This window comes from Bacillus sp. B25(2016b) (genome assembly GCF_001679765.1).
Lineage (GTDB): Bacteria > Bacillota > Bacilli > Bacillales > Bacillaceae_G > Bacillus_A > Bacillus_A thuringiensis_K.
The window spans coordinates 1,795,795-1,821,384 of the sequence record NZ_CP016285.1; the positions used below are offsets into that span (position 1 = coordinate 1,795,795).

Sequence of the window (25,590 nt, forward strand, 5' to 3'; positions counted from 1 at the left end):
GAAATACGTCTAGATTGGAACAAGGGTGGAACCACGAAAACACATTCGTCCCTTTCCTAGGGATGGGTGTGTTTTTTTACTTTGAAAGGAGGTGCAGTAACATGGAACGATTTGTACGTACGGAAATAACCACCACCTGCATGATTAAAAAGCAGAGTAAGGTGATTGATAGAGATAAATAATAAAATTGTAGGAGGAGATTAGAAGATGAATAACGTTATAAATGTTGGGGTATTAGGTTTAGGTACGGTCGGAAGTGGTGTTGTCCATATTTTGAAAGAACATTATAAAAAAATCGCTCTTGATACAGGATACGAAGTGAAAGTGAAAACAGTCGTTGTACGTGATTTGGAAAAAGAACGCGATGTTTGTATTGACGGAATTGCAGTAACAAGTCATGCAGATGAAGTTCTAAATGATTCAAATATTGATATTGTAGTAGAGGTAATGGGCGGAATTGAAGAAGCAAAACAGCATATTGTTAAGGCTTTACGAAATAAAAAACATGTCGTAACAGCAAATAAAGATTTAATGGCTGTATATGGTGCAGAGCTTCTTCAACTGGCGAACGATAATGATTGTGATTTATGTTACGAAGCGAGTGTAGCGGGCGGTATTCCAGTGTTAAGAGGATTAACGGATGGATTAGCTTCAGATCAAATTGAAAAAATAATGGGAATTGTAAATGGTACAACAAATTATATGTTAACAAAAATGAGTCAAAATGGATGGTCTTATGAAGAGGCTTTACAGGAAGCACAAAAATTAGGCTTTGCAGAATCGGATCCGACAGCAGATGTAGATGGACTAGATGCGGCGAGAAAAGTAGCAATTCTTGCAAACTTAGGTTTTTCGATGAATGTTTCATTAGATGATGTGCAAGTAAGAGGGATTCGAAAGGTCGAAAAAGAAGATTTACAAATGGCTGAAAAGTTAGGATTTACTATGAAGTTAATTGGTAAGGCTGAAAAACAAGGACCAGCCATTCATTTAAGTGTAGAACCGACGCTTTTACCGAGCCAGCATCCATTATCAAATGTGAATAATGAATTTAATGCGGTGTATGTTCATGGCCAAGCGGTAGGAGAAGTAATGTTTTATGGACCCGGAGCTGGGAAGTTACCGACTGGTTCTGCTGTAGTAAGTGATATTATTTCAATCGTTAAAAATATGAATCAAGTTCCGAAAAATAAAAGTGCGTTAAAAGAACCAGTTCCTTATGAATTACAAGGTGATGAAGAAGTAGTTTCGAAATATTTCTTACGTATTTCATTACGAGATGAGCCTGGGATGTTACAGAAAATAACAGAATGTTTCGTTAATTATTCTGTAAGTTTAAAAGAAGTTATTCAATTACCTTTAAACCGTGAACTGGCAGAAGTCGTGGTTGTGACACATCGAACTTCCAAGTATCAATTCGAACGAGTTTTAGAAGCGATAGAAGCTGTCGCAAGTGAAATAAACAGTTACTACATTATTGAGGAGGAAAAACAATATGTATAAAGGACTATTAAAACAGTATGCGTCTTATTTACCGGTGAATGAAAATACACCTGATGTCAGCTTAATGGAAGGAAACACACCACTTATTCCATTATTAAATATATCAAAACAATTAGGGATTCAGCTATATGGTAAGTACGAAGGAGCGAATCCGACAGGTTCTTTTAAAGATCGTGGCATGGTCATGGCAGTTGCTAAGGCGAAAGAAGAAGGTTCAGAAGCAATCATTTGTGCATCAACAGGTAATACATCAGCATCAGCTGCAGCATATGCGGCACGTCTTGGGATGAAATGCATTATCGTAATACCGGAAGGAAAGATTGCACATGGAAAATTAGCACAAGCAGTTGCCTATGGTGCTGAAATCATTTCAATAGAAGGGAATTTCGATGATGCACTTAAGGCTGTAAGAAATATTGCTGCAGAAGAGCCAATTACGTTAGTAAACTCAGTAAATCCTTATCGAATTGAAGGGCAAAAAACGGCAGCATTTGAAATTTGTGACCAATTGCAAAATGCACCAGATGTTCTAGCTATCCCTGTTGGGAACGCAGGAAATATTACAGCATATTGGAAAGGTTTCTGTGAATATGAGAAAGAAAAAGGTTATAAGAAGCCAAGAATTCATGGCTTTGAAGCGGAAGGAGCAGCTGCAATTGTAAAAGGGCATGTAATTGAAGAGCCTGAAACAATTGCAACAGCGATTCGAATCGGTAACCCGGCAAGTTGGTCATACGCAGTAGATGCTGCTGAGCAGTCTCACGGTGAAATAGATATGGTATCAGATGAAGAAATTTTACATGCGTATAGGTTATTGGCAAAAACTGAAGGAGTTTTCGCTGAACCGGGATCAAATGCTTCATTAGCCGGCGTAATTAAACATGTTGAATCTGGAAAAATCAAAAAGGGAGAAACAGTTGTTGCAGTATTAACTGGAAATGGTTTGAAGGATCCTGATATCGCTATTTCTTCAAATCAACTAGACATCGCAAGTGTGTCAAATGATATAGAACAAATTAAAGATCATATTAAAGGGGTGATTATGTCGTGATACCATTTAGCGTTCGTGTCTCTGCTAGTACGGCGAATGTTGGTCCTGGATTTGATTCAGTTGGAATAGCTTTGTCATTGTATTTAGATGTGGTGGTTAAAGAAAAAGCTGATAAATGGCAAGTAATCCATTCCTTTGAAGAATCAATTCCGACAGACGATAAAAATTTAATCGTTAGCACGGCATGTAAAGTATGTCCTTCTATATCACCCCATATAATAGAAGTTACTAGTAATATCCCATTAACGAGAGGGCTAGGAAGTAGTGCATCAGCAATTGTAGCCGGGATAGAGCTTGCGAATCAACTAGGCAATTTGAACTTAACTGCTGATCAAAAAGTTCAAATTGCTACAAATTTTGAAGGACATCCTGATAATGTTGCTGCTTCTATATTAGGTGGAACTGTAATTGGAGCACTTGATGGAAAGGATGTTTCCGTCGTAAGAATTGAGAGCAAGGAATTGGGTGTAATTTCTCTCATTCCGAATGCAGAATTAAATACAGATGAAAGTCGATCTGTATTACCAAAGATGTTTCCGTTTCATGAGGCAGTTAAAGCTAGTGCGATAAGTAACGTATTAGTAGCTGCATTATGTCAAAAGCGGTGGGAAGTTGTAGGTGAAATGATGGAGAGAGACCATTTTCACGAACCATATCGTTTAGAACTCGTACCATTATTACCATCTATTCGTAAATGCGCAAAAGAATTTGGTGCGTACGGCACAGCACTTAGCGGTGCGGGGCCATCTATTTTTATATTAACGCCATATGAGAAACGTCAAGAAATCGCTGAGCAATTAGCGAGAGTATTTACAGATATGAAAGTATGTGAGCTTGAAATCGACCATAAAGGTATTATTGTAAATAAGGAAGAGCATATTGGAACGTAAAGAAAGCTGGCATGGCTAGCTTTCTTTACGTTGCAAACCTATTTTAAATTAGGTTTTTTCGGAAAAAATATAAAACAAATGTTGATTTTGAATAATGTAAGTAAAGAGTGCATTCATTTTGGAGGTGATTAAATGAATAAAGAGTCACCAGAAGAAAAAAGAGAGCGTATGAGACAAAGTGAATTAAAAAGTAATCCTACGGGTTCTTTACGTGACGGACTCAATAGGGCGGAAACGGGTAGTCCAGTTGATATAGCAGGCGGTATGAATTGGAAAGGTACAGGAATAATCATTTTAGTACTACTTTTAGGATACATTGTATACACTTATTTTTTCAGTTGAAGAATGCTTGTTAAAATTTTGATTTGTTTAGTTTCATAATTGTTGAGAAAAAATGCAGTTACTGTATTACATATCTTCTAAGCGAATTATAGTTGTTCATATCAACTTTTAATACTCCAAACAGAGCTAGCAAAATGCTAGCTCTGTTATTTTTTGCCACATTCCTGTAACAAAGCATCTGTATATTCATTGGTGGAGGTGCAGAGGATGAAAAAAATGATAGCGATATGTCTTCTTACAACTATGTCGTTTTCGACTTTAGTCGGTTGTGACGTAAAAGGTAGTAATGCTGTACAAGAGTCTAAAATAAAGAAAGCGACGTATAAAGATTTTACTTATGATGTAAATCCAGAAACATTCACATTAACTGTAGAACATGAGGGGGTAAAGGAACAGGCATCACAACCCCTACCGAAAATGAAGGTATCGAATGTAAAAAAAGAAAAGGATCGTACATCGTGGGAATATCCAGATCAAAAAGTAAAAATAAAATTAGAAAAGAAAAAAGACCACTTAAACATTGAAGTGGAATCGACTGGTGCAGAAAGCTTTACATGGCCGAAAGTAGAAGCTGAAAATTATACACTTCCGTTATGGGAGGGTAAGCAAATTCCGAGCAATGATGAGAATTGGAAGAAGTTTTTAAAGGATGATGCATATTCATTTGCTGAATCATTTTCTATGAAGTTTTTCGCATTAAATGGTTCGAAATATTCAATTGTATATATTGCAACAAATATGTTTAATAATGAATTGAAATTTCATTCGGATCCGAAAATAGGATTTGATTTTACACATGAATTTCCGAGCATAAATAAAAATAAAACATATGGATTTCAATTATATGTGACAAATAATGATGCGGTAAGCATTGCTAAACTGTATAAGGATGATATTGTTCGAAAAGGTGAATTTAAAACATTACAAGAAAAGGCTAGAAAAAATAAAGAAATCGAAAAGTTATATGGAGCGGCGCATTTTTATTTTTGGAATCAAAATGGTTTATTAGAAAATAATATAAATTGGCCAAAACTAAGGGAGCAAATAAATAGCCCGCTGTTTAGTCATATAAAAGAACTTATTCAAAAGAATAGTTCCGAGCCTGGGGAACTGAATGTATTGGATCAAGTAAGTAAACAAGATTTCATTGATAAGTATCAAAAAAATGTTATTTTACGTTATATAAACGAAGTATTATCGATGAAGGAATTTTATAAAGAGGATATTTTTCAAAACGTTAATCAGGAAGCTAGTGTGCTATTAAAGAAAGGTGTAGGTCACTTAACGAATACAGAATTGTATAGCTTAAATAAGCATTTATTAAAGTCGCTACTTGGTGATGCGGTTGAAGAGGTAAGTAAATGGGGTAATGCAGATGGAACGGATATATTAAAGGAAATGAAAGAGGCAGGAATAGAAAAAGCGTGGATTGGTCTGCCGAACTGGGAACAAGGATTTATGCAACCTAATTTCGTGACAAAAGCTAAGGAAATGGGGTATTTAGTTGGTCCGTATGATTCGTATCATTCCATTCACGAAAAAAGTGATAAAAATTGGAACACAGCATCCTTTAATGACCCGTCATTATATGAAGAGGCTACTGTAACGAAGAAAAACGGAGAAAAGGTGCAAGGCTTTTTAGGAAGAGGTCGCAAGTTAAATCCGACTTTATCGCTGCCTAGTGTAAAGGAACGCATGAATGATATATTACAAAATGGTCCTAAATATAATTCATGGTTTATTGATTGTGATGCGACAGGTGAAATTTACGATGACTATTCAGCGAAACATATAACGACGCAAGAGCAAGATTTAAAAGCACGTTTAAAACGAATGGACTACATTGCGCAAGAAAAGGGTATGGTCGTTGGTTCTGAAGGCGGAAATGATTTTGCTAGTAGTACGATTGCATTTGCACATGGAATTGAAACACCTGTTATTAAATGGGACGATGAAGATATGCGGAAAAATAAAACAAGTCCGTATTATGTCGGTGGATATTGGTCACCAAATCAAAATGTGCCTGAAAAATATGCAAAACAAGTACCATTGAAAGAAGAATATAAACAAGTATATTTAAACCCAGTATATTCGGTACCATTATATAAATTAGTATACAATGATTCCGTTATTACAACGCATCATTGGGAATGGGGAAGTTTAAAGGTAAAAGATGAAGTTGGAAATCGAATGCTGTCTGAATTATTGTATAATGTTCCTCCGTTGTACCATTTAGATGAAGTAGAGTGGAATAAGCATAAAAAAGAAATTACAGAGCATCTAAAAGTTTGGAATGAAGTTCATGAAAAAGCAGTAAAAGAAGAGATGACGAATTTTGCGTATTTGTCAGAAGATAAGCTAGTACAATCTGTTTCTTATGGAAAAGATATTAAAATCATTGTGAACTTCTCAAATGAAGACATGGAAGTAGAAAAAACGAAAATAAAAGCAAAGTCGGCTTACATTGATAATCAGGGGAAGAAAAGCGTGTATACGCCGTTTGAGAAATAATAACGTCAAATATACTGTATTCATAGAGATTTTATAATTAGCTGGATTCTTTATTCATATCGTTTGTTAAGAAAAAGACATCCTAATTTAAAATGAAAGAGTTAATAAATTTGTAAATTTATATGTTGCGAAGTGCTAAATTTTTGAAATTGGTAAATAGTGACTTGCCAAAAATAAGTACGAGAGTATAATGTGAAATGGAATACGTATTGGGTTTAAGTAGTAACCTTACAAAATTGTAAGGTTAGTGAAAGGAAATTCAATATGAAGATAAATAGACTTACATTATACTTGGTAAAGAGAAAGAGAGGCGAATGGGTATGAGCTCTGAATTAGAACAAAATACGAGAAGTAATAAAAAGCGTTCTAAAAGAAAGTCAATAAAATGGTTCATATTAATTCCATTTTTCCTACTTATTTTTGGAGGAGTAGGATATGGTTCGTTTATATATAATAAAGCAAAAGCTGTTGTAAATGATGCGTATGCAAAAATTGATAAGTCATCAAAGCGTGATAAAGAAGTCGAACCTTTAAAGGATAATATTTCAATATTAATCATGGGTGTAGATGGAAGTGAAATGAGAAAAAGCCAATATGGCGAAGCAGTTCGAACAGATGCACTTTTATTAGCAACAATTAATAAAGATGATAAGTCTGTTAAGCTAGTAAGTATTCCACGTGATTCACGTGTTTACATTCCAACTAGAAAAAAATTAGATAAAATTACTCATGCTCACGTATTTGGTGGCGTAGAAAGCACACGCGATACGGTGGAAAGATTTTTGAATGTACCTGTTGATTATTATGTGAAGTTTAACTTTGAATCATTCGTACAAATTGTCGATTCAATTGGTGGTATTGATATTGATGTACCAGTTACTTTCACTGAACAAGATAGTAAAGACCAAGCTGGTATGATCCATTTAGAAAAAGGTTACCAACATTTAAATGGAGAACAAGCTCTTGCACTTGCAAGAACGCGTAAAATTGATAGTGACGCAATGCGTGGACAGAGACAGCAACTTGTAATAGAAGCAATTGCCAAAAAAGCGATGTCTGTTCAATCAATTAGCAAAATGGGCTCTTTACTAGATGCGGTTGATAAAAATATGAAAACGAACTTAACATTTGACGATATGCTTGCCATTACAAAAAATATGGCAGGATCTAATTTGGAAATGGAAAAATTGCAAATAGAAGGTACAGATAAACGTATCGGTGGTATTTATTATTACATTCCAAATGAAAAAAATGTAAAAGATATTTCAAAAAAATTAAATGATCATTTAGGTGTAACGCCAAAATCAGTCCGAAACGAATAATAAAAAAAGATTGGCTTTTGCCAATCTTTTTTTTGGAATGTATTTGTAACTTTTCTGTAACGATTTTTTAGTTTAGAAAAATTATACTTATATGTATGAGTATAATGGATAGGTAAAAAAGTAAAAGACATATTCAAAATTTGTGGTAAGGAAAGATATCATATGCAGAAATGGTTAAGCATGATGGGAATTATCTTTATATTGACTGGATGTAAAATGTCTGAAGCTCCAACAAGTCTAATGGAAGCTCCTACAAATGAAAAATGGATTAATGAATTAAAGGAACAAATTGATAAAGATTTACCTGTTAATTATCGCTTACTTACTCCAATGTCTAATAGAGATAAACAGACGACATGGTCAATGAATTTCGAACGAGATAATAAAAAAGAAGCTGTCATCGTATATAAAATACCTAATGAAGATTATCATATATATTTAGCCGTATATGAGAAGAAAAATAATGGATGGAATATGAAGTCAACCTATACATTTGATGGGGAAGAAGTAGATATTGTTGAGGTAGGAGATTTCACAGGGAGTGGAAAAAGAGAACTATTGATAGGAATAACTACCAATCGTGATTTATTAGAAAACACAATGTATGTTTTTTCCAATGAGAGTGACGATATAAAGGAATTTTATAGACAGAAGTATACAAAGTTATTTATAGATGATTTAAACAAAAATAGTTTTAAAGACATAAGCCTTGTTTCGTATATGAAAGATGAACAGTTGAAGGTTCAGTTCATTGAAAAGTTTAAGGTATTGTCAGAGGTTACATTTGATCCGTATATAAATAGTATTCAAAGAATACAAATGGGCCGTATTTCTAAATCATTAAAGGCAGTTGTAATCGATGCGGGAACAGGGGCTCATTCAGGTATAACTTATGTAGCAAAATTTGATCAGGATCATTATGAAGTATTACCTATAGGTGGGAAAGAAGATTTATTTAATGAATATGTTGTAGAAAGTAAAGATGTTAATGAAGACGGCATTATTGAATTTGTTCGTACTGTACGTCCAAAAGGTTGGGAGGATAAATCACATGGTGATAGTCCGCTTTTTGAACGTTACATACAGTGGAGTGAATCTGGAATTAAACCAATTGAAGAACGATATATAGATATAGAAAAAGGGTATTATGTGAAAATTCCTAAAGAGTTAATAGGGAAAATTACAATACCAGATCAGCAAAAAGAATCAAATTCTCAAAAGTTTTTGGATACAAGAACAAATAAAATATGGCTTGAAGTTCATATTTTTAAGCGGAAAGAATGGTTCAATATAAAAGGCTACAGCGCAGCAATTAAAACGGCTTCTCACGTATATGCAGTACCGAAGCAATCGGAATTTGAAAAAGTGAAAGCATATATAAAACCGCTAGCGGATTATCAACAAGAGTAGGAGGTGGGAATTATGTCAAAAATTTTAGTTTTAGAAGATGAATTAACGATCCGTAGCTTTATTGTTTTAAATTTAAAACGTGCTGGATTTTATGTAATAGAAGCTACTACTGGAGAAGAAGCGTTACAGATTTTGAGTGAACAAACTGTTGATATAGCACTGCTGGATGTAATGTTACCGGGGATTGATGGTTTAGAAGTTTGTAAGGCTATCAGGAAAGAAAATAAAAAAATGGGTATTATTATGTTAACCGCACGTGTACAAGATGAAGATAAGGTGCAAGGACTAGGAATAGGTGCAGATGATTATATTGCAAAACCGTTTAGTCCAGTAGTATTAACTGCACGTATACAGTCTTTATTAAGAAGAATAGAAGTACATGAAGAAAAAACGAATATTGTTACGTCAGGTCCATTTTCGTTAAATATTATAGAAGAAAGATTGTATAAAGATGGACAATTAGTCGATTTAACACCTACAGAGTATATGATATTACAGTATTTAATGAATCAGGCTTCAAAGCCAGTTTCGCGTGATGAAATTTTAAATATGATTTGGGGAACCAATTACGTAGGTGAGACGAAAGTAGTAGATGTAAATATGAGACGGTTACGTCAAAAGATAGAATGTAATCCATCAGAACCTGAATTTATTCTTACGGTGTGGGGAAAAGGATATGTGTGGAAGGAAAGCATAAGATGAAACGGAAAGTGACTTTATATTTTATGACGGTCATTACACTTATGCTTGTATTATTTGAAGTTGTATTTTCAGTCTCAATTTATCGATACTATTATAATGGTATTGTGCAATATATAGAGTCTCATGCAAAAACGAGTACACGTTTTTTTTCAGAATACAATTCACTATACTTTATTCGATTACAAGAATATAGTGGTGACATAATTAGTAGCTTTCAATTAGAAGGAACAGAATTACAGTTAATTGATCGTCATGGCTCGGTTATACAATCTTCAAGTGGTGAAAAGGTAGAAGGTAAAGTGAATATTCCGCAATCATTATTAGAAGGTGAAATGTATAACCAAGTTACTATGAAAGGTAATAAAAAACAACTAGAGGTGCTAAGTCCACTTATACATCAAGGACAAACTATTGGTGTTTTAAAATATACGACTGTTTTAACAAATGTAAATAAAAAGATTATTGAAATTATTACATTTACTATTTCTGTAGGTATTGTTATTTCGGGAGTCGTCTTCTTAATTAGTAGACGTTTGGCAAATTCATTTGTTGAGCCAATTGAATCTATTATTCAGGCCTCTTCACAAATTGCAGAAGGCACATTAAAGCAAAAAATTAAAGAAGATTATCCTGGAGAATTAGGTGACTTGGCACATAGTTTAAATTATATGGCCTATAAAATAGATAAGGCTGAGCAGATGAAAAATGAATTCATTGCTTCTATTTCGCACGAAATACGAACGCCTTTAACAGGAATTAAAGGTTGGAGTGAGACGTTAAAAACAGTAGATCATTTAACAGAAGAAGAAATAAAGCAAGGTATGGGCATTATTTCAGGTGAGACAGATAGATTGATTCATTTAGTAGAAGAATTGCTAGATTTTTCAAGATTACAATCAAATCATTTTAATTTATATAAACAAAAGGTTCAATTGTACGATATACTAGAGGAGACGATTTGGCAATTAACTCCTAAATCGGAAGAGAAGGAAATTCAATTTATTACTACTATAGACCGAATTGAATTGATGGGAGATCGAAATAGGCTAAAGCAAGTTTTCTTGAATATTGTTCAAAATGCAATTAAGTATTCACATAAAAAAAGTACAATATACATTGAAGCGACTAAAATAGAAGGACAAGCAGTGATTAAGGTAAGAGACGAAGGGATTGGAATTGCTAAAGAACATTTACCATATATTGAGCAATCATTTTACCAAATTAATAATCATGCTGCAGGTGCAGGTATTGGTTTAGCTATCGTTAAAAAAATGGTAGAGCTTCATGGCGGTGCGTTTAGTGTTACAAGCAAAGAAGGAATAGGAACAACAATTTTGATAAAACTCCCATTATAATACAAATAAAATCTATTTATATAGTGAAATAAAAATAAATAGATGTATAATTATATTGGGCGATTTATATATAAGATTAATAGGGAGAGGAATTCGATAGAATGGAAAAAGCTTTAAAAATTAAACAAATAGTAGTCGTTTTAATAGCGATTGCCGCAGTAGCTATTGGGTATTACATGTTTCAATCAATTACTTCACCAGCAAAAGCTGTTGCGAAACAAGAAAATGTAGTGCAGCTTGCAAGTGAACAGCCGAAAGTTGAAATGAATAAAACGGCACCAAGTCGTTTTAATGGAAAAGAAAGAAAAGTTGCTTATCTTACATTTGACGATGGCCCAGGGAAATATACGGCCGAATTATTAAATACGCTAAAACAACATGATGCGAAGGCAACGTTCTTTTTAATTGGAGCAAATGTAAAAGAATTTCCTGATTTAGTGAAACGTGAAAATGCTGAGGGTCATTATGTAGGCATGCATAGTATGACACATAATTTCGCAAAGTTATATAAAAATGGCGAGTATGTAAATGAGATGAAAGAAGATCAAGGTTTAATCGCTAATATTATTGGGAAATCACCTAAATTAACACGTCCTCCGTATGGTTCGATGCCTGGATTGAATGAAGGTCTTCGAAATAAAGTGGTAGAAGGCGGATTTAAAGTATGGGATTGGACAATTGATTCATTAGATTGGAAATACAATAAAATGCCAGTTGATGCAGCTGCAGCACAAATTGCTCAAAACGTATTAACAAATGCAACAAAACCACAAGAAGTTATTTTAATGCATGATATTCACCCGCAATCAGTTGCTGCTGTGCCAGCAATTTTAAAGGGACTAAAAGAAAAAGGTTATGAGTTTGAAGCTTATCATGAAGAGAGTCACTTCCCAGTGAACTTTTGGCATGATAACCGTATGTAATGGAGGAATGAACGTTGAAGTATGGAAAAGTAGCAGTAGTTGGAGCATTATCAGTAGGACTTTTAACAGGTTGTTTCGGTGAAAAGCCAGAAGAAAATCTATATACAGCTTTTGAAACAGCAGCAACACAAGAAAAATCTTTAGTGGATGAAGCAAAAAAATTAGAGCAGTTAGAGAAAAAAGGACAAGAATTATATGCTCAAATTTTGCAAGAAGGTAAAGATCATAATGAAGCAGTTGTGAAGAAAATAGAGCAAGCTACTGCAAATGTAGATGATCGTGAAAAAGTATTAAAAAGTGAGAAAGAAATGCTAGAAAAAGCACAGAAGGAAACGAAATCTGTTCAAAGTAATATAGAGAAGATTGAAGATAAGAAGTTACAAAAACAAGCAAAAGCAGTAGAAGAGTCGTATAAGAATCGTTATGATGCATTCCAAAAAATGAATGAAAATTACACGAAAGTGTTAGCGACTGAAAAAGAACTGTATGAAAAATTAAAAGTAAAAGAAACGAAATTAAAAGAAATCGGTGAAAGAGTTAAAACTGTTAATGAATTAAATGTGGAAACACAAAAGTCGAAAGAGCAGTTTAACAAATTTACAAAGGAGTATAATGACAGTAAATTAGCATTCTACAAAGGTGCAGAAATTAAGATTAAAGATCAGAAATAAAGAAGAATCTAAAGTGTAATAAAAAGCCGGAGAAACATCGTTATAAATGTTTTTTCGGTTTTTTTACGTTAAATGAATAGAAAAGACTGGAATTGATATCATAAAAGAGTTATAGTGAGTTATTCTAAGGGAAACATTGTAAAGTAAGGAGAATGGAAATATGTCATATGAATTTTTACTCAAATTAGGTTTAGCACTCTTTTTAGGATTATTCATCGGGATAGATAGGCAGCTAAAGAATAAACCACTTGGTGTGAAAACAAGTATGGTTATTTCTGTAGCAAGTTGTTTAATTACGATGGTTTCAATTGAATCTGTGCATGTATATTCTGTTCCAGGACATACAAATATGGATCCGATGCGACTGGCTGCTCAAATTGTTAGTGGAATTGGTTTTCTTGGCGCAGGTGTCATTTTACGAAGAAGCAATGACGTTATTTCTGGATTAACAACAGCTTCTATGGTGTGGGCTGCTTCAGCTTTAGGAATCGCAATTGGTGCGGGATTTTATTTACAAGCGACAGTTGCTATGGTTTTAATTATTTTAGCGATTAATGTACTTCCGCAACTTGTGAAAATTGCAGGACCGTATTCATTAAGACAAAAGGATTTATCTATAAAAATTACTGTTAAAGAGCATCATGAGTTAGATGGTATATTTAAGCAAATTAAAAATTTAGGCATGCATGTGAAACGCGTGAAAATTAAAGATATAGATAGTGGAGCATTTCAGCAACTAGAGATGGTTATTTTAGCTCCAGAAGATTTATATACAACAGAGTTATATAGTTCCCTGAAAGAGATTGATCGAGTAGTTTCAGTTGAAGTGGAAAGTAGATAATTGTGATAAAAAAGAGTGAAGTGAATTCACTCTTTTTTATTTGGATTTTTAAGGAATGAAATTGATATAATGATGAGTAACAAGGGGGAGAAATGATGGGAATACATATTAGAAGAGCAATAAAGGATGATATACCAGGTATAGCAAAGGTGCATGTTGATAGTTGGAAAACAACTTATAAAGGTATATTTGCTGACGAAATTCTAGATAATATAGCATATGAGAAACGAGAAAAACAATGGGAAGATATTTTTCAAAAAGAAGGTAATCATCAATTTAGATTTGTAGCAGAGAATTTAAGTGGAGAAATAGTTGGATTCATCGATGGGGGAGTAGAAAGAACTGGCACATATAATTGTGATGGAGAATTATATGCAATCTACCTTTTACAAGAGTATCAAGGAATGAAAATAGGACAAAAGTTATTTCAAGCTTTATTATCGGATTGTATAAACAATAATATGCAATCACTTTTAGTTTGGATTGTTACGAATAATCCTTCTAAAAAGTTTTATGAAAAATTTAACCCTGAAAAAATTGATACGAAATTTTTAGAGAGAGTAAGGAGAGAAGAAACAGCGTATTGTTGGAGAGATTTGAATTTGTTACAAAAACAAACAGCTATATAGATTGATACATATAATAATATTATGTAAATATATCGTAGGGAAAGGTATACCTCATTTGGTGTACCTTTTTATTAATCCATCAAAAAATGGATTAATAAAAAATAGTAGGTAATTAGTTTGAAGGCAAGAATTTTTCTAGTGTACTTTTAACTAGATTAAAGAAAAGAAAGAAAAAAAGAAAAATTTAATTTCATAAAAAAATTCTGAAATATACTCTTGAATTGAATATCATTATCAATTAGAATCATAATTGATAACGATGTTCAATTATCAATTGTAATATGAAATTCTCATAGCGTTAATATAAAGAGGAGGACCAACATGCAGCATGCGAAACAAATCGCAGAACATGCAACATTACAAAGCTTTTTAAACTGTTATTTAAGAGAAACAGGGAGTGGAGAATGGATTACAGAGGATGAAAGAATGAAAAGTATCTTCAGTAATACGTTGAATAGAGATACAGTCCCCACATATTTATGTTGTCGGCTATCGGCACAGAACGTTACTTTGTATGGAGAAGTTATATATAAATCATCAACAGATCGCCATTTGTTTGGAGAACAATTTTATTATCAAATTGGAGATAGTAATTCTGTTATTACAGCAGATTACGTTACAGTTATTACGTTTTTAATAAAAGAGATGTCTATCAACTACGGAGAAGGAACGAATCCTGCGGAACTTATGCTTCGAGTTATCCGTAGTTGTCAAAATATTGAGGAATTTACAAGAGAGAGAATAGAAGATACATCCGCATTATACGGTTTTCATACAACTTTTATAGAAGCGGAGCAATCTTTATTATTTGGGCATTTAACTCATCCTACACCAAAGAGTAGACAGGGGATATTGGATTGGAAAAGTGCAATGTATTCTCCAGAATTAAAAGGAGAATGTCAGCTTCATTATTTTCGGGCACATAAAAGTATAGTAAATGAAAAATCATTATTATCAGATTCTACAACAATGATTATAAAAGAAGAATTAAGTAATGATGAGATGGTTAGTAAGGAATTTATAGCGAAGTACTGTAAGGAAGATCAATATGCATTAATTCCAATTCATCCGCTTCAGGCAGAATGGCTCTTGCATCAAGCTTACGTACAAGATTGGATAGTTCAAGAATTGCTTGAGTATATTGGTCCTGTAGGTAAGTATTATATGGCAACATCATCACTAAGGACGCTATATCATCCCGATTCGAAGTATATGCTTAAGTTTTCATTTCCGGTGAAAGTAACGAATTCAATGCGTATTAATAAACTGAAAGAACTTGAGAGTGGTCTTGAAGGGAAGGAAATGTTAAATACGGCTATTGGTGAAGTACGAGAAAGATTTCCAGGATTTGATTTTATTTGTGATCCAGCCTTTATTACATTAAATTATGGAACACAAGAATCTGGATTTGAAGTGATTATTCGCGAGAACCCTTTTTATAGTGAACATGCAAATGACGCAACATTAATTGCTGGACTAGTTCAAGACGCTATACCTGGAGAGCGTACGCGGTTATCGAATATTATTCATCGTCTAGCAGATTTAGAAAGTAAAAGCTGTGAAGAAGTAAGCTTAGAGTGGTTTAGACGATATATGAATATTTCTTTAAAGCCAATGGTATGGATGTATTTACAGTATGGTGTTGCATTAGAAGCTCATCAGCAAAATAGTGTTGTTCAGCTAAAAGATGGTTATCCGGTCAAATATTATTTCCGTGATAATCAAGGATTTTATTTCTGTAATTCAATGAAAGAGATGCTTAATAATGAATTAGCTGGTATTGGAGAACGTACTGGAAATTTATATGACGACTATATTGTGGATGAGAGATTTCGTTACTACTTAATTTTCAATCATATGTTTGGCCTCATTAATGGTTTTGGCACAGCAGGATTAATTAAGGAGGAAATTCTTCTTTCGGAATTAAGGTCTGTACTTGAATCATTCCTTCCATATAACCGGGAACCTTCTACATTTTTAAGAGAATTATTGGACGAAGATAAGTTAGCGTGTAAAGCAAATTTACTAACGAGATTTTTCGATGTCGATGAGTTAAGTAATCCATTAGAGCAAGCAATCTATGTGCAAGTACATAATCCACTCGTTAGAGAAGTGGCTGTTCGTTCATAAATAGAGTTAAAATTTCACGTAATACAAATAATGGTATTTTGTCATAAGGTGGAGGGTTTTATGAGAGTGGACATGTATCATACGAAAGTATTGAAGGCGCTCGAATCAGAAGATTACATTTCAGTACGAAGAAGAGTGCTACGTCAATTAGTAGAATCGTTAATTTATGAGGGGATTATTACACCGGTTCGCATAGAAAAAGAAGAACAAATTCTTTTTATAATACAAGGACATGATGAAGAAGACAAAAGTGTCACGTACAAATGCTATGGCAGGGAACGGATGACATTTGGACGTATTTCGTTAGACTCATTAATAGTAAGAGTCCAAGATGAACAGCAAGAAATACAATCTGTCTCGCAATTTCTAGAAGAAGTTTTTCGGGTTACTAGTGTAGAACAAGCTAAATTAGATTCTTTTATGCACGAATTAGAACAAACAATATTTAAAGACACGATTGCACAATATAAAAGAAATAATAAGAGAGAATACACTCAAAAATCTTACGATGAGTTTGAAAGTCAATTAATAGACGGCCATCCATATCACCCTAGTTATAAAGCACGTGTTGGATTTCAATATCGTGACAATTTTCAATATGGTTATGAATTTATGCAGCCAATAAAACTCATATGGATTGCAGCGCATAAGAATTATGCGGCTGTAGGTTATGAGAATGAAGTGATGTATAACAACCTTTTAAAAGAGGAGATTGGCGATCGTAAATTAGAAGAGTTTATGGAACGAATTCGTAATAAGGGATGTAATCCAAAACAGTACGTGTTTATACCTGTTCACCCATGGCAGTGGGAGAATTTCATCATTTCAAATTATGCGGATCATATACAGGGTAAATTTATTATTTATTTAGGAACATCAGAGGACGATTATTGCGCGCAACAGTCAATGAGAACGTTAAGAAATATTAGTAGTCCAAAGAAACCGTACGTTAAGTTATCGATGAATTTACTCAACACTTCAACACTTCGTACGCTGAAACCATACTCTGTTGTGAGTGCACCAGTAATATCAAATTGGTTAAATGATGTTGTAAGTAATGACGCCTATTTAATGGATGAAGCACGTTTAATCTTGTTAAGTGAGTTTTCAAGTGTAACGTATGACACGAATAAGAAAGCTATATATGGTTCATTAGGATGTATTTGGCGCGAAAGCGTTCATAAGTATTTAGATGCACAAGAGGATGCAATTCCTTTTAATGGTTTATACGCTAAAGAGAAAGATGGTACACCAATTATTGATGCGTGGTTGAATAAATATGGAATGAAGGATTGGCTACAATTACTTATTCAAAAAGCGATAATACCAGTTATACATCTTGTTGTAGAGCATGGCATCGCACTGGAATCACATGGACAAAATATGATTCTAGTTCATAAAGAAGGGGTGCCTGTTCGTATTGCGTTAAAGGATTTTCATGAAGGGCTTGAGTTTTATCGTCCATATTTGAAAGAAGTTGACAAATGTCCCGACTTTACTAAAATGCATAAAACATATGCGAATGGAAAAATGAATGATTTCTTTGAAATGGATGGCATTGAATGTTTGCAAGAGATGGTGTTAGATGCACTATTCCTGTTTAATTTAGGAGAATTAGCATTCGTACTTGCGGATGAATATGGATTGAAAGAAGAACATTTTTGGATGATGGTTGTTGAAGAAATTGAAAATCATTTAAGAATATATCCACATTTGAAAGGTAGATTTGAAAATATTCAATTATATGCACCTACATTCTATGCTGAACAATTAACGAAACGTCGATTATATATGGATGTGGAATCGCTTGTTCATGAAGTTCCAAATCCATTGTATAGAGTAAGACAACTTATGAAACAAAAATCAGCTGTTACAGGGGGAAATTATGCTAATCATTAATAAACAAGAGTATAGCAAAAGTGATTTTGAATTGAGATTACAAGTTTATGAGGAAATGGAACAATTTCAAGAAGCAGAAGGAAATAGATTTGCACTTTGTCTGAAAGATCCATTCGATATTATTACGCTTGTGTTTTTCTTAAAAGAAAAGAAATCATCAGTATTACTTATACATGAAGATACGCCAAACGAAACGGCTATTGAAATGGCAAAGCGTGCAAATTGTGTAGGAGTTTTATATGGAGAATATGGCGATTTTACAAAATTAGAAGTAGAGAACTTTTTACTAGAAGAGCCTTCTTTATTGCAATATAGTTCGGGAACTACGGGAGAACCGAAACTGATTCGTAGAGCATGGACGGAAGTTGATACAGAAATTACTGCCTATAATGAAGCTTTAAACTGTGAAGTAGATGAAGTGCCAATCGTTATGGCTCCTGTTTCACATTCATACGGACTAATATGTGGTACGTTATCAGCAATTACGAGGGGGAGCAAGCCTGTAATCATTACGAACAAAAATCCTAAATTCGCATTAAATATAGTTCGCAATACAGAAAAACATATTATATATGCAGTACCACTTATGTTACACATTATGGGGAGTTTTCCATTAGGAACGTTCCAGTTTCATAAAATTATGACATCAGGATCGCCTTTGCCAGAAGCACTATTTTATAAACTAAAAAAAATGACAACATATATGATGCAGCAATACGGTTGTTCTGAAGCAGGTTGTATTAGTATATGTCATGATATGAAGAGCCATTTAGATTTAGGAAACCCTCTACCTCATGCGAGTATAAGCATAGGTTCAGATGAAAATGCACCGGAAGAAATCGTCGTGAAAATGAATGATAAGGAAATTTTCACGAAAGATTTAGGTTATAAATCTGAGCGTGGCATTCATTTTATGGGGCGTATGGACGATGTAATTAATGTTTCAGGATTAAAAGTCTTTCCTATAGAGGTAGAAGAAACGATGCTTCGATTGGAAGGTGTTCAAGAGGCAATTGTATATCGTGGGAAACATCCTGTGATGGGCGAAATAGTTAAAGCGAAAGTGATCTCTCATGTTGATCCAGTACAAATAAGAGAATGGTGTATTCGGCACTTACCTTCTTATAAAGTTCCGCATGAAATTGAAAGTGTAAATGAAATTCCTAAAAATAAAACTGGAAAAGTAAGTAGAAAGTTACTAGAGATGGGAGAGGTTACAACATGAGACGGGAAGCGTTAAAGAATGCCGTATTAAAAATTATGATAGAAAAAATGGAACTGAAAAATGTAACGCATTTAGAAGAAACGATGCGCTTAAATCAAGATTTATATATAGATTCGGTAATGATGTTACAGCTTATTGTATACATAGAAATGGATGTAAAGTTATGCGTTCCAGAGGATGAGGTAGATCCAAAGGCATTTCTTACTGTAGGATCTTTGCTTGATTTTATGGAGGAGTTACAGCCGTTACAGGAAGTAAATGTGAATAACTAACCTTTAGGAAAGTGGATGAGAGTATGACTTCAATTAAAGTGCACTGTTTAGTGAGTTGTTTTTGTGAAATTATAAAAAGGCGTAGCGACATTGATTTTCGTCCATTTTATTTTGGACTATGGGATGGAGATTTTGATATAACAGAAGGCGGAATTATTTCATATCACTCTGAAAACATTAACCATGATCATTATTTACTTTGGTTTGAAAAATTGTACGGTATTAAAGTAAACGAATGGTATGATCATGCAAAAGATAAAGATAGCAATGTAGAAACGTTTTTAGAATTAGTAGAAAACAAGCCGGAAAATCGTTATGTCATTGTAATGGTTGATATGTCTCTATTACCAGAGAGGGAAAATAAATTTCATCAAAAACCGTTTCCTCATTATTTAATGATATCAAAAACAGAGAAAGAAGAAGAGTGGTTCATGCTAGATCCTGATTTTCGTTGGGAAGGAAATATGGAAAGAGAAAAAGTACTTCACTCTATTCAAGATAACCCATTTGGTGGAGGTTATTTCATTGATATAGAAGGAATTGGGGAGCCAACGCAAGAAACAGTAGCTAATTATTTCACAGAAACATTCAAAAAGAACGACAATGAACTGACTATGGAACTGAAAAATTTAATTGTAAAAATGGCAAATGAGGAAGAAGGATATGCGCTTTCTGGACTTGTAGCAGCAGTAAAACAAATACCAGTACTTGCAATTCGTAAATATAGTTATGAGCATGCCTTTGCATACTTCCGTGAAACGTTGCAATATTCGGAGCAAGAATTTGATTATTGGTGTGATCGGGTAGAGGATATTGTACAAGGATTTACAAATGTACAGTATCGTGCAATTAAAATGGCAATGACGAATAATAAAGGTATGCTAGTATCGATTATTGAAAAACTGGATGAAATGAATGCAATTGAACTGCAAATTAAGAAGGAATTAGAGAGACAGTTTCTATCATGGAAAGGTATGAAAACAAATCAATCTGTCGCAACTCTTTAATAAGCTAACTGAATTTAAGATAGGGGAGTTTAATACTATGAAATATTCGCTATGTACCATTTCATTTCGTCATCAATTAATTTCATTTACTGATATTGTTCAATTTGCATATGAAAACGGTTTTGAAGGAATTGAATTATGGGGGACGCATGCACAAAATTTGTACATGCAAGAACGTGAAACGACAGAACGAGAATTGAATTTTCTAAAGGATAAAAACTTAGAAATTACGATGATAAGTGATTACTTAGATATATCGTTATCAGCAGATTTTGAAAAAACGATAGAGAAAAGTGGACAACTTGTAGTACTAGCTAATTGGTTTAATACGAATAAAATTCGCACGTTTGCTGGGCAAAAAGGGAGCAATGACTTCTCGGAACAAGAGAGAAAAGAGTATGTGAAGCGAATACGTAAGATTTGTGATGTGTTTGCTCAGCACAATATGTATGTGCTGTTAGAAACACATCCCAATACACTAACGGACACATTGCCTTCTACTATAGAACTATTAGAAGAAGTAAATCATCCGAATTTAAAAATAAATCTTGATTTTCTTCATATATGGGAGTCTGGCGCAGATCCAATAGACAGTTTCCAGCGATTAAAGCCGTGGACACTACATTACCATTTTAAGAATATATCTTCAGCGGATTATTTGCATGTGTTTGAACCTAATAATGTATATGCTGCAGCAGGAAGTCGTATTGGTATGGTTCCGTTATTTGAAGGTATTGTAAATTATGATGAGATTATTCAGGAAGTGAGAGGTACGGATCTTTTTGCTTCCTTAGAATGGTTTGGACATAATTCAAAAGAGATATTAAAAGAAGAAATGAAAGTATTAATAAATAGAAAATTAGAAGTAGTAACTTCGTAATGTGAAATGATGTTAGAGTCTCGTTTTAGAGGCTCTTTTTTTATGGTAAGAAATAACCAAAAATTTCCATGTATTTTAATTTGAATTTAACACAATTTATATATAAATAAGGAGGTGATTGGTAATGGCTAGAAATCGTAATTCTAATCAATTAGCATCACATGGAGCACAAGCAGCTTTAGATCAAATGAAGTATGAAATTGCACAAGAGTTCGGTGTACAACTTGGAGCTGATACTTCTTCACGTGCAAACGGTTCTGTAGGCGGTGAAATCACAAAACGCCTAGTAGCGATGGCAGAACAACAGCTTGGTGGCGGATATACTCGCTAAATGTAGAAGGTTATAGGAGAAAGGAAGGATTCTTCCTTTCTTTTTTTTTTCAATTAATTGGTATGAATATATTGCGAACAGAATTCAAAGAATAGAAGTAATACTATATTTTACCCAATTTCTTTTGTTGTGAATGGGAAGTATTAAAGATGTAATAGCCCTGGTGGAATGAAAATTATGTTCCAGCAGGGCTATTATATGGTAAGAAATATATGATGAAAGGTTCCGAAATCAACATGTTAAAAAAAGAAAACTGTTGTTTAATTGCGCTTGCATCAGTTCCACTTGTCATGACATTAGGGAATTCAATGCTCATTCCAATCTTGCCGACATTTGAAAAGAAATTACATATTTCATCGTTTCAAGTATCCATGATTATTACAATTTACTCTATCGTAGCCATTTTACTTATACCGATTGCTGGTTATTTATCAGATAGATGGGGACGAAAGATGGTAATGGTTCCGAGTTTGCTGATTGCGGCTATAGGAGGAGCGATAACTGGTTGGGTATCTTGGAAAGTTGATAATCCCTACACTTGGATATTAATCGGTAGAGCGATTCAAGGTATTGGTGCTGCTGGTGCAATGCCGGTTGTTATACCGTGTGTTGGTGATTTATACAAAGACGAAAAACAAGTTAGTACAGGCTTGGGAATCATTGAGACATCCAATACATTTGGAAAAGTGCTGAGCCCTATTTTAGGATCTGCTCTTGCTGCCATTGTATGGTTCTTACCATTTTGGGCGATTCCAGTTTTATGTGTCATATCAATTGTTTTGTTACTTGTTCTAGTAAAGGCAAAGAAACAAGAAGGAGAAGTACCACCACTTAAAGAGTTTATAAAATCTATTCTGTCTACGTTTCGAGAAAAAGGAAGATGGTTAATTGCCATTTTTGCATTAGGTGCAATTATTATGCTTATTTTATTCGGAATTCTCTTTTATTTGTCGACTATACTGGAATCAAAGTATGACATTCATGGTATATGGAAAGGGTGTGTGCTTGCTATCCCGTTACTTGTACTGTCACTTAGTTCATATATGGCCGGTAAAAAAATTGGAGATAATCAAAATGTTATGAAGAAGTGTATTTATATTGGTTTTTTAATGGCAGCTGCATCAGTCATCATTCCTTTATTTATAAAAGGGATTTATTTACTACTTCTTTGTCTCGTTATTATGGGGATAGGAATTGGTATGGCACTCCCATGTTTAGATGCCCTCATTACACAAGGAATTGAAAAGGAGCAAAGGGGAACGGTTACGTCATTTTATAGTTCAATGCGATTTATCGGTGTAGCAGCTGGACCACCTTTATATTCTTTTTTCATGAAAGGGGCGGACCATGAAGTGTTTTATTTGACAAGTATTTTCGCTGCCATTGGTGCTGTCATAGCAATCATTTGGATTAAACCAGCAAAAGATGCAAAGAAGGTAAAACAGAAACCGGAACCTACTTCATAATTTGTAAGAGAATTGCATGATGTTTTTAGTAACATGCAATTCTCTTTCGTTCATTAAGAATAAATAACTTGTTTTAACATATAAAGCGCGACACCCCATATGATGAGACCAGAAAATTTATTTAATAATAAAATTGTCTTTCCGGTTGAGTCTATTCTTTTTAGAAATTTCCCCGCTAAAGCTAAGCTTATAAACCAAATCCAAGAAACGATAATAGTTGCAAGTGTGAAAGCCCATTTTTCACTTCCTATGTATTGAATAGAATTTGTTCCAATTACACCGATTGTGTCTAAAATAGCATGTGGATTTAATAACGAAACGGATGCTGCGAAAAGAATTTGCTTTTTTAAGGGCATACTTTTTTCTTGTTTTACATCGTTGGAAGGGTTACTTCTCCAAATAACAAAGCCCATGTATAGGAGAAAGAAAAATCCAATTATATATAACGAGTTAGTTAGCCAAGAAAAAGTAAGGAGTACAAGGGAGACACCTTGCACTGCAATCAATATGAGTAACGTATCACATATAGAGGCAGTTAATACTACGGGTGCTGCCCTCCAAATGTTTGGTTGGCTCGCACCTTGGTTGAAGACAAAAACATTTTGTACACCTAATGGAATGATAAGTCCAAATGCAAGAATGATACCATGAATAATTGCTTCACTCATCATATTACCTCCTATTTTAATTCATTATGATAGTGTATATTGTATAGAAGAAATGAAAATTTGTATCCATCCATATGGTTGGGGAGGTTACCAACCAAAAAGAATATAAGGTGATATAATGGAAAGATTCGTTTGGAAACCGAATATGTCTCTAGCGACTCCTCTGTATAAACAAATAGAAACGTATATAAAAGAAAGGATCGTTAATGGAGAATGGACCGTTGGAACGAAATTACCTTCACAAAGAGATTTGGCACATACATTTGGTGTGAATCGAAGCACAATTGTAATGGCTTTCGATGAACTAGTTGCAAAGGGATACATTGAAGGGAATGGCAGGAAAGGAACAATTGTTGTAAATAATAATGAGAATGCTTCACCTTACGCACCCCCGCCTAATTGGCAGTCTTATGTAGAAACAGGACTTCATTATCCGAATCTCCCAGCTATTCAGGAGATTAATCAAGCTGAATTTTATCCACATGTAATCCGATTAGGAACAGGTGAGCTCGCGCCAAGTCTCTTACCTGAGAAAAAGATGAAAGAAATTATGAATAAGCTTTTAAAGTCAAATGTGACGCTTGGGTATGAAGAGCCGAAAGGAAATCTGTATTTAAGGGAAAAGATTTCCGAATACTTACAGGGGCATGGTGTATATGTATCTCCTGCCTCTATATTAATTGTTTCAGGAGCGATTCAAGCGCTGCAACTTATTTCTATGGGTCTTCTTTCGAAAGGGGCATCAATCTTATTAGAGAAACCATCTTATTTATATTCACTTAATGTTTTTCAATCAGCAGGAGTACGTTTAATTGGAATCCCAATGGATGAGAGCGGCTTATATACATCATATATTGAGAAATATAAGAAGCAATTCAATGCCTCTATTTTATATACAATCCCGTCGTTTCATAATCCGACGAATTTTAGTATGAATACTAAGAAGCGAAAAGAAATAATGGAAGTATGTAATGAAATTGGATTACCTATTATAGAGGACGCAGTGTATCAAGACTTATGGTTTGATGCACCTTGTTCGAAACCTTTAAAAGCCTATGATAAAAATGGAATCGTACTACATATTGGAAGCATGTCCAAAGTGATTAGTCCAGGTTTAAGAATTGGATGGATTGTTGGACCTGAGCCAGTAATTCAAAGATTGTCAGACATAAAAATGCAAACAGATTATGGCTCAAGCACTATATCCCAGCAAATTGCAGCAGAGTGGTTTACAAATGGTCTATATGATCAGCATTTGCGATTTGTAAGAAGTGAATTGAAAAAACGAAGAGATTTTATGTTACTAATGTTAGATAAATATCTTCGTGAAATAGCAACTTGGCATGAGCCAACAGGTGGGTTTTATATATGGGTACATATAAAAGTACCCATTTCATATCGCAGTTTATTTGATAAAGCTCTGCAAGAAAAGGTTTTATTAAACCCAGGTACTTTATATGATAGAAGTGCAAATCAATTTTTGCGCCTATCGTATTCATACGCAACGTTAGAAGAAATTGAAATAGGTATAAAAAAACTTGCACAACTAATGAAAAAGTAAG

General features: G+C 33.9%; 23 protein-coding genes. 22 read left to right on the plus strand and 1 reads right to left on the minus strand.

The features are described 5' to 3' along the window. Window positions 1-207: 207 nt before the first annotated feature. The 21 genes from BAQ53_RS09220 to bcbE all read left to right on the plus strand — a co-directional run bounded on the left by BAQ53_RS09220 (window position 208) and on the right by bcbE (window position 23,360). Entirely contained in the window at window positions 208-1,503 is a 1,296-nt protein-coding gene (locus BAQ53_RS09220) for a homoserine dehydrogenase (RefSeq protein ID WP_001066901.1), read from the plus strand. Beyond that, a complete protein-coding gene (gene thrC / locus BAQ53_RS09225) occupies window positions 1,496-2,554 on the plus strand; it encodes a threonine synthase (RefSeq protein ID WP_208906786.1) in 1,059 nt (352 codons plus the stop codon). Before BAQ53_RS09220 ends, thrC begins: the two co-directional genes overlap by 8 nt. After that, a complete protein-coding gene (gene thrB, locus BAQ53_RS09230) occupies window positions 2,551-3,444 on the plus strand; it encodes a homoserine kinase (protein WP_151522704.1) in 894 nt (297 codons plus the stop codon). Before thrC ends, thrB begins: the two co-directional genes overlap by 4 nt. Before the next feature lie 132 nt (window positions 3,445-3,576). Then, a complete protein-coding gene (locus tag BAQ53_RS09235) occupies window positions 3,577-3,786 on the plus strand; it encodes a DUF6366 family protein (RefSeq protein ID WP_001031483.1) in 210 nt (69 codons plus the stop codon). A gap of 207 nt (window positions 3,787-3,993) precedes the next feature. Further along, window positions 3,994-6,297 carry a glycoside hydrolase gene (locus tag BAQ53_RS09240; protein WP_000738156.1) on the plus strand — a complete coding sequence of 768 codons (2,304 nt, stop codon included), beginning with the start codon at window positions 3,994-3,996 and terminating at the stop codon, window positions 6,295-6,297. Window positions 6,298-6,617: 320 nt separating this feature from the next. Next, window positions 6,618-7,619, plus strand: coding sequence for an LCP family protein (locus BAQ53_RS09245; RefSeq protein ID WP_002163948.1), 1,002 nt, complete (start codon window positions 6,618-6,620; stop codon window positions 7,617-7,619). A 162-nt stretch (window positions 7,620-7,781) separates the two neighbouring features. After that, window positions 7,782-9,029 carry a hypothetical protein gene (locus BAQ53_RS09250; protein ID WP_208906788.1) on the plus strand — a complete coding sequence of 416 codons (1,248 nt, stop codon included), beginning with the start codon at window positions 7,782-7,784 and terminating at the stop codon, window positions 9,027-9,029. A gap of 12 nt (window positions 9,030-9,041) precedes the next feature. After that, complete coding sequence (locus BAQ53_RS09255) at window positions 9,042-9,731, plus strand: response regulator transcription factor (RefSeq protein ID WP_000036070.1); 690 nt, start codon at window positions 9,042-9,044, stop codon at window positions 9,729-9,731. Beyond that, on the plus strand, window positions 9,728-11,086 hold the full coding sequence (locus BAQ53_RS09260; protein WP_061884075.1) for a sensor histidine kinase: 1,359 nt from the start codon (window positions 9,728-9,730) through the stop codon (window positions 11,084-11,086). Before BAQ53_RS09255 ends, BAQ53_RS09260 begins: the two co-directional genes overlap by 4 nt. A gap of 101 nt (window positions 11,087-11,187) precedes the next feature. Then, window positions 11,188-12,009, plus strand: coding sequence for a peptidoglycan-N-acetylglucosamine deacetylase (locus BAQ53_RS09265; protein ID WP_000409482.1), 822 nt, complete (start codon window positions 11,188-11,190; stop codon window positions 12,007-12,009). Window positions 12,010-12,023: 14 nt separating this feature from the next. Further along, window positions 12,024-12,680 (plus strand): YkyA family protein, encoded by a 657-nt coding sequence (locus tag BAQ53_RS09270; protein WP_074594072.1) that lies wholly within the window; start codon window positions 12,024-12,026, stop codon window positions 12,678-12,680. Between the two features lie 160 nt (window positions 12,681-12,840). Next, on the plus strand, window positions 12,841-13,521 hold the full coding sequence (locus BAQ53_RS09275) for an MgtC/SapB family protein (RefSeq protein ID WP_000119510.1): 681 nt from the start codon (window positions 12,841-12,843) through the stop codon (window positions 13,519-13,521). A 92-nt stretch (window positions 13,522-13,613) separates the two neighbouring features. Next, window positions 13,614-14,150, plus strand: coding sequence for a GNAT family N-acetyltransferase (locus BAQ53_RS09280; protein WP_003300898.1), 537 nt, complete (start codon window positions 13,614-13,616; stop codon window positions 14,148-14,150). A 321-nt stretch (window positions 14,151-14,471) separates the two neighbouring features. Then, window positions 14,472-16,280 (plus strand): IucA/IucC family protein, encoded by a 1,809-nt coding sequence (locus BAQ53_RS09285; RefSeq protein WP_208906790.1) that lies wholly within the window; start codon window positions 14,472-14,474, stop codon window positions 16,278-16,280. 60 nt (window positions 16,281-16,340) lie between these two features. Then, on the plus strand, window positions 16,341-18,179 hold the full coding sequence (locus BAQ53_RS09290; RefSeq protein ID WP_208906792.1) for an IucA/IucC family protein: 1,839 nt from the start codon (window positions 16,341-16,343) through the stop codon (window positions 18,177-18,179). Then, window positions 18,166-19,404, plus strand: a complete 1,239-nt coding sequence (locus BAQ53_RS09295) for an AMP-binding protein (RefSeq protein ID WP_000905504.1) — start codon at window positions 18,166-18,168, stop codon at window positions 19,402-19,404. The genes BAQ53_RS09290 and BAQ53_RS09295 overlap by 14 nt, the downstream gene beginning before the upstream one ends. After that, window positions 19,401-19,676: a petrobactin biosynthesis protein AsbD gene (asbD, locus tag BAQ53_RS09300; RefSeq protein ID WP_001250562.1), complete on the plus strand. Its 276-nt coding sequence runs from the start codon at window positions 19,401-19,403 to the stop codon at window positions 19,674-19,676. The genes BAQ53_RS09295 and asbD overlap by 4 nt, the downstream gene beginning before the upstream one ends. 23 nt (window positions 19,677-19,699) lie before the next feature. Beyond that, window positions 19,700-20,683 carry a DUF6005 family protein gene (locus BAQ53_RS09305; RefSeq protein ID WP_000200703.1) on the plus strand — a complete coding sequence of 328 codons (984 nt, stop codon included), beginning with the start codon at window positions 19,700-19,702 and terminating at the stop codon, window positions 20,681-20,683. Window positions 20,684-20,720: 37 nt separating this feature from the next. Next, on the plus strand, window positions 20,721-21,563 hold the full coding sequence (locus BAQ53_RS09310) for a sugar phosphate isomerase/epimerase family protein (RefSeq protein WP_061884077.1): 843 nt from the start codon (window positions 20,721-20,723) through the stop codon (window positions 21,561-21,563). A gap of 124 nt (window positions 21,564-21,687) precedes the next feature. Then, window positions 21,688-21,894, plus strand: a complete 207-nt coding sequence (locus BAQ53_RS09315; RefSeq protein ID WP_000113545.1) for an alpha/beta-type small acid-soluble spore protein — start codon at window positions 21,688-21,690, stop codon at window positions 21,892-21,894. A gap of 236 nt (window positions 21,895-22,130) precedes the next feature. Then, window positions 22,131-23,360: a bacillibactin exporter BcbE gene (gene bcbE, locus BAQ53_RS09320; RefSeq protein WP_163051145.1), complete on the plus strand. Its 1,230-nt coding sequence runs from the start codon at window positions 22,131-22,133 to the stop codon at window positions 23,358-23,360. A gap of 53 nt (window positions 23,361-23,413) precedes the next feature. Here the strand turns inward: bcbE and BAQ53_RS09325 are convergent, their stop codons facing one another. Continuing rightward, window positions 23,414-24,028, minus strand: coding sequence for a LysE/ArgO family amino acid transporter (locus BAQ53_RS09325; protein ID WP_001287300.1), 615 nt, complete (start codon window positions 24,026-24,028; stop codon window positions 23,414-23,416). Window positions 24,029-24,146: 118 nt separating this feature from the next. On the opposite strand from BAQ53_RS09325, the gene BAQ53_RS09330 reads away from it, so the two are divergent. After that, window positions 24,147-25,589, plus strand: coding sequence for an aminotransferase-like domain-containing protein (locus BAQ53_RS09330; protein ID WP_000439408.1), 1,443 nt, complete (start codon window positions 24,147-24,149; stop codon window positions 25,587-25,589). Window position 25,590 lies beyond the last annotated feature (1 nt).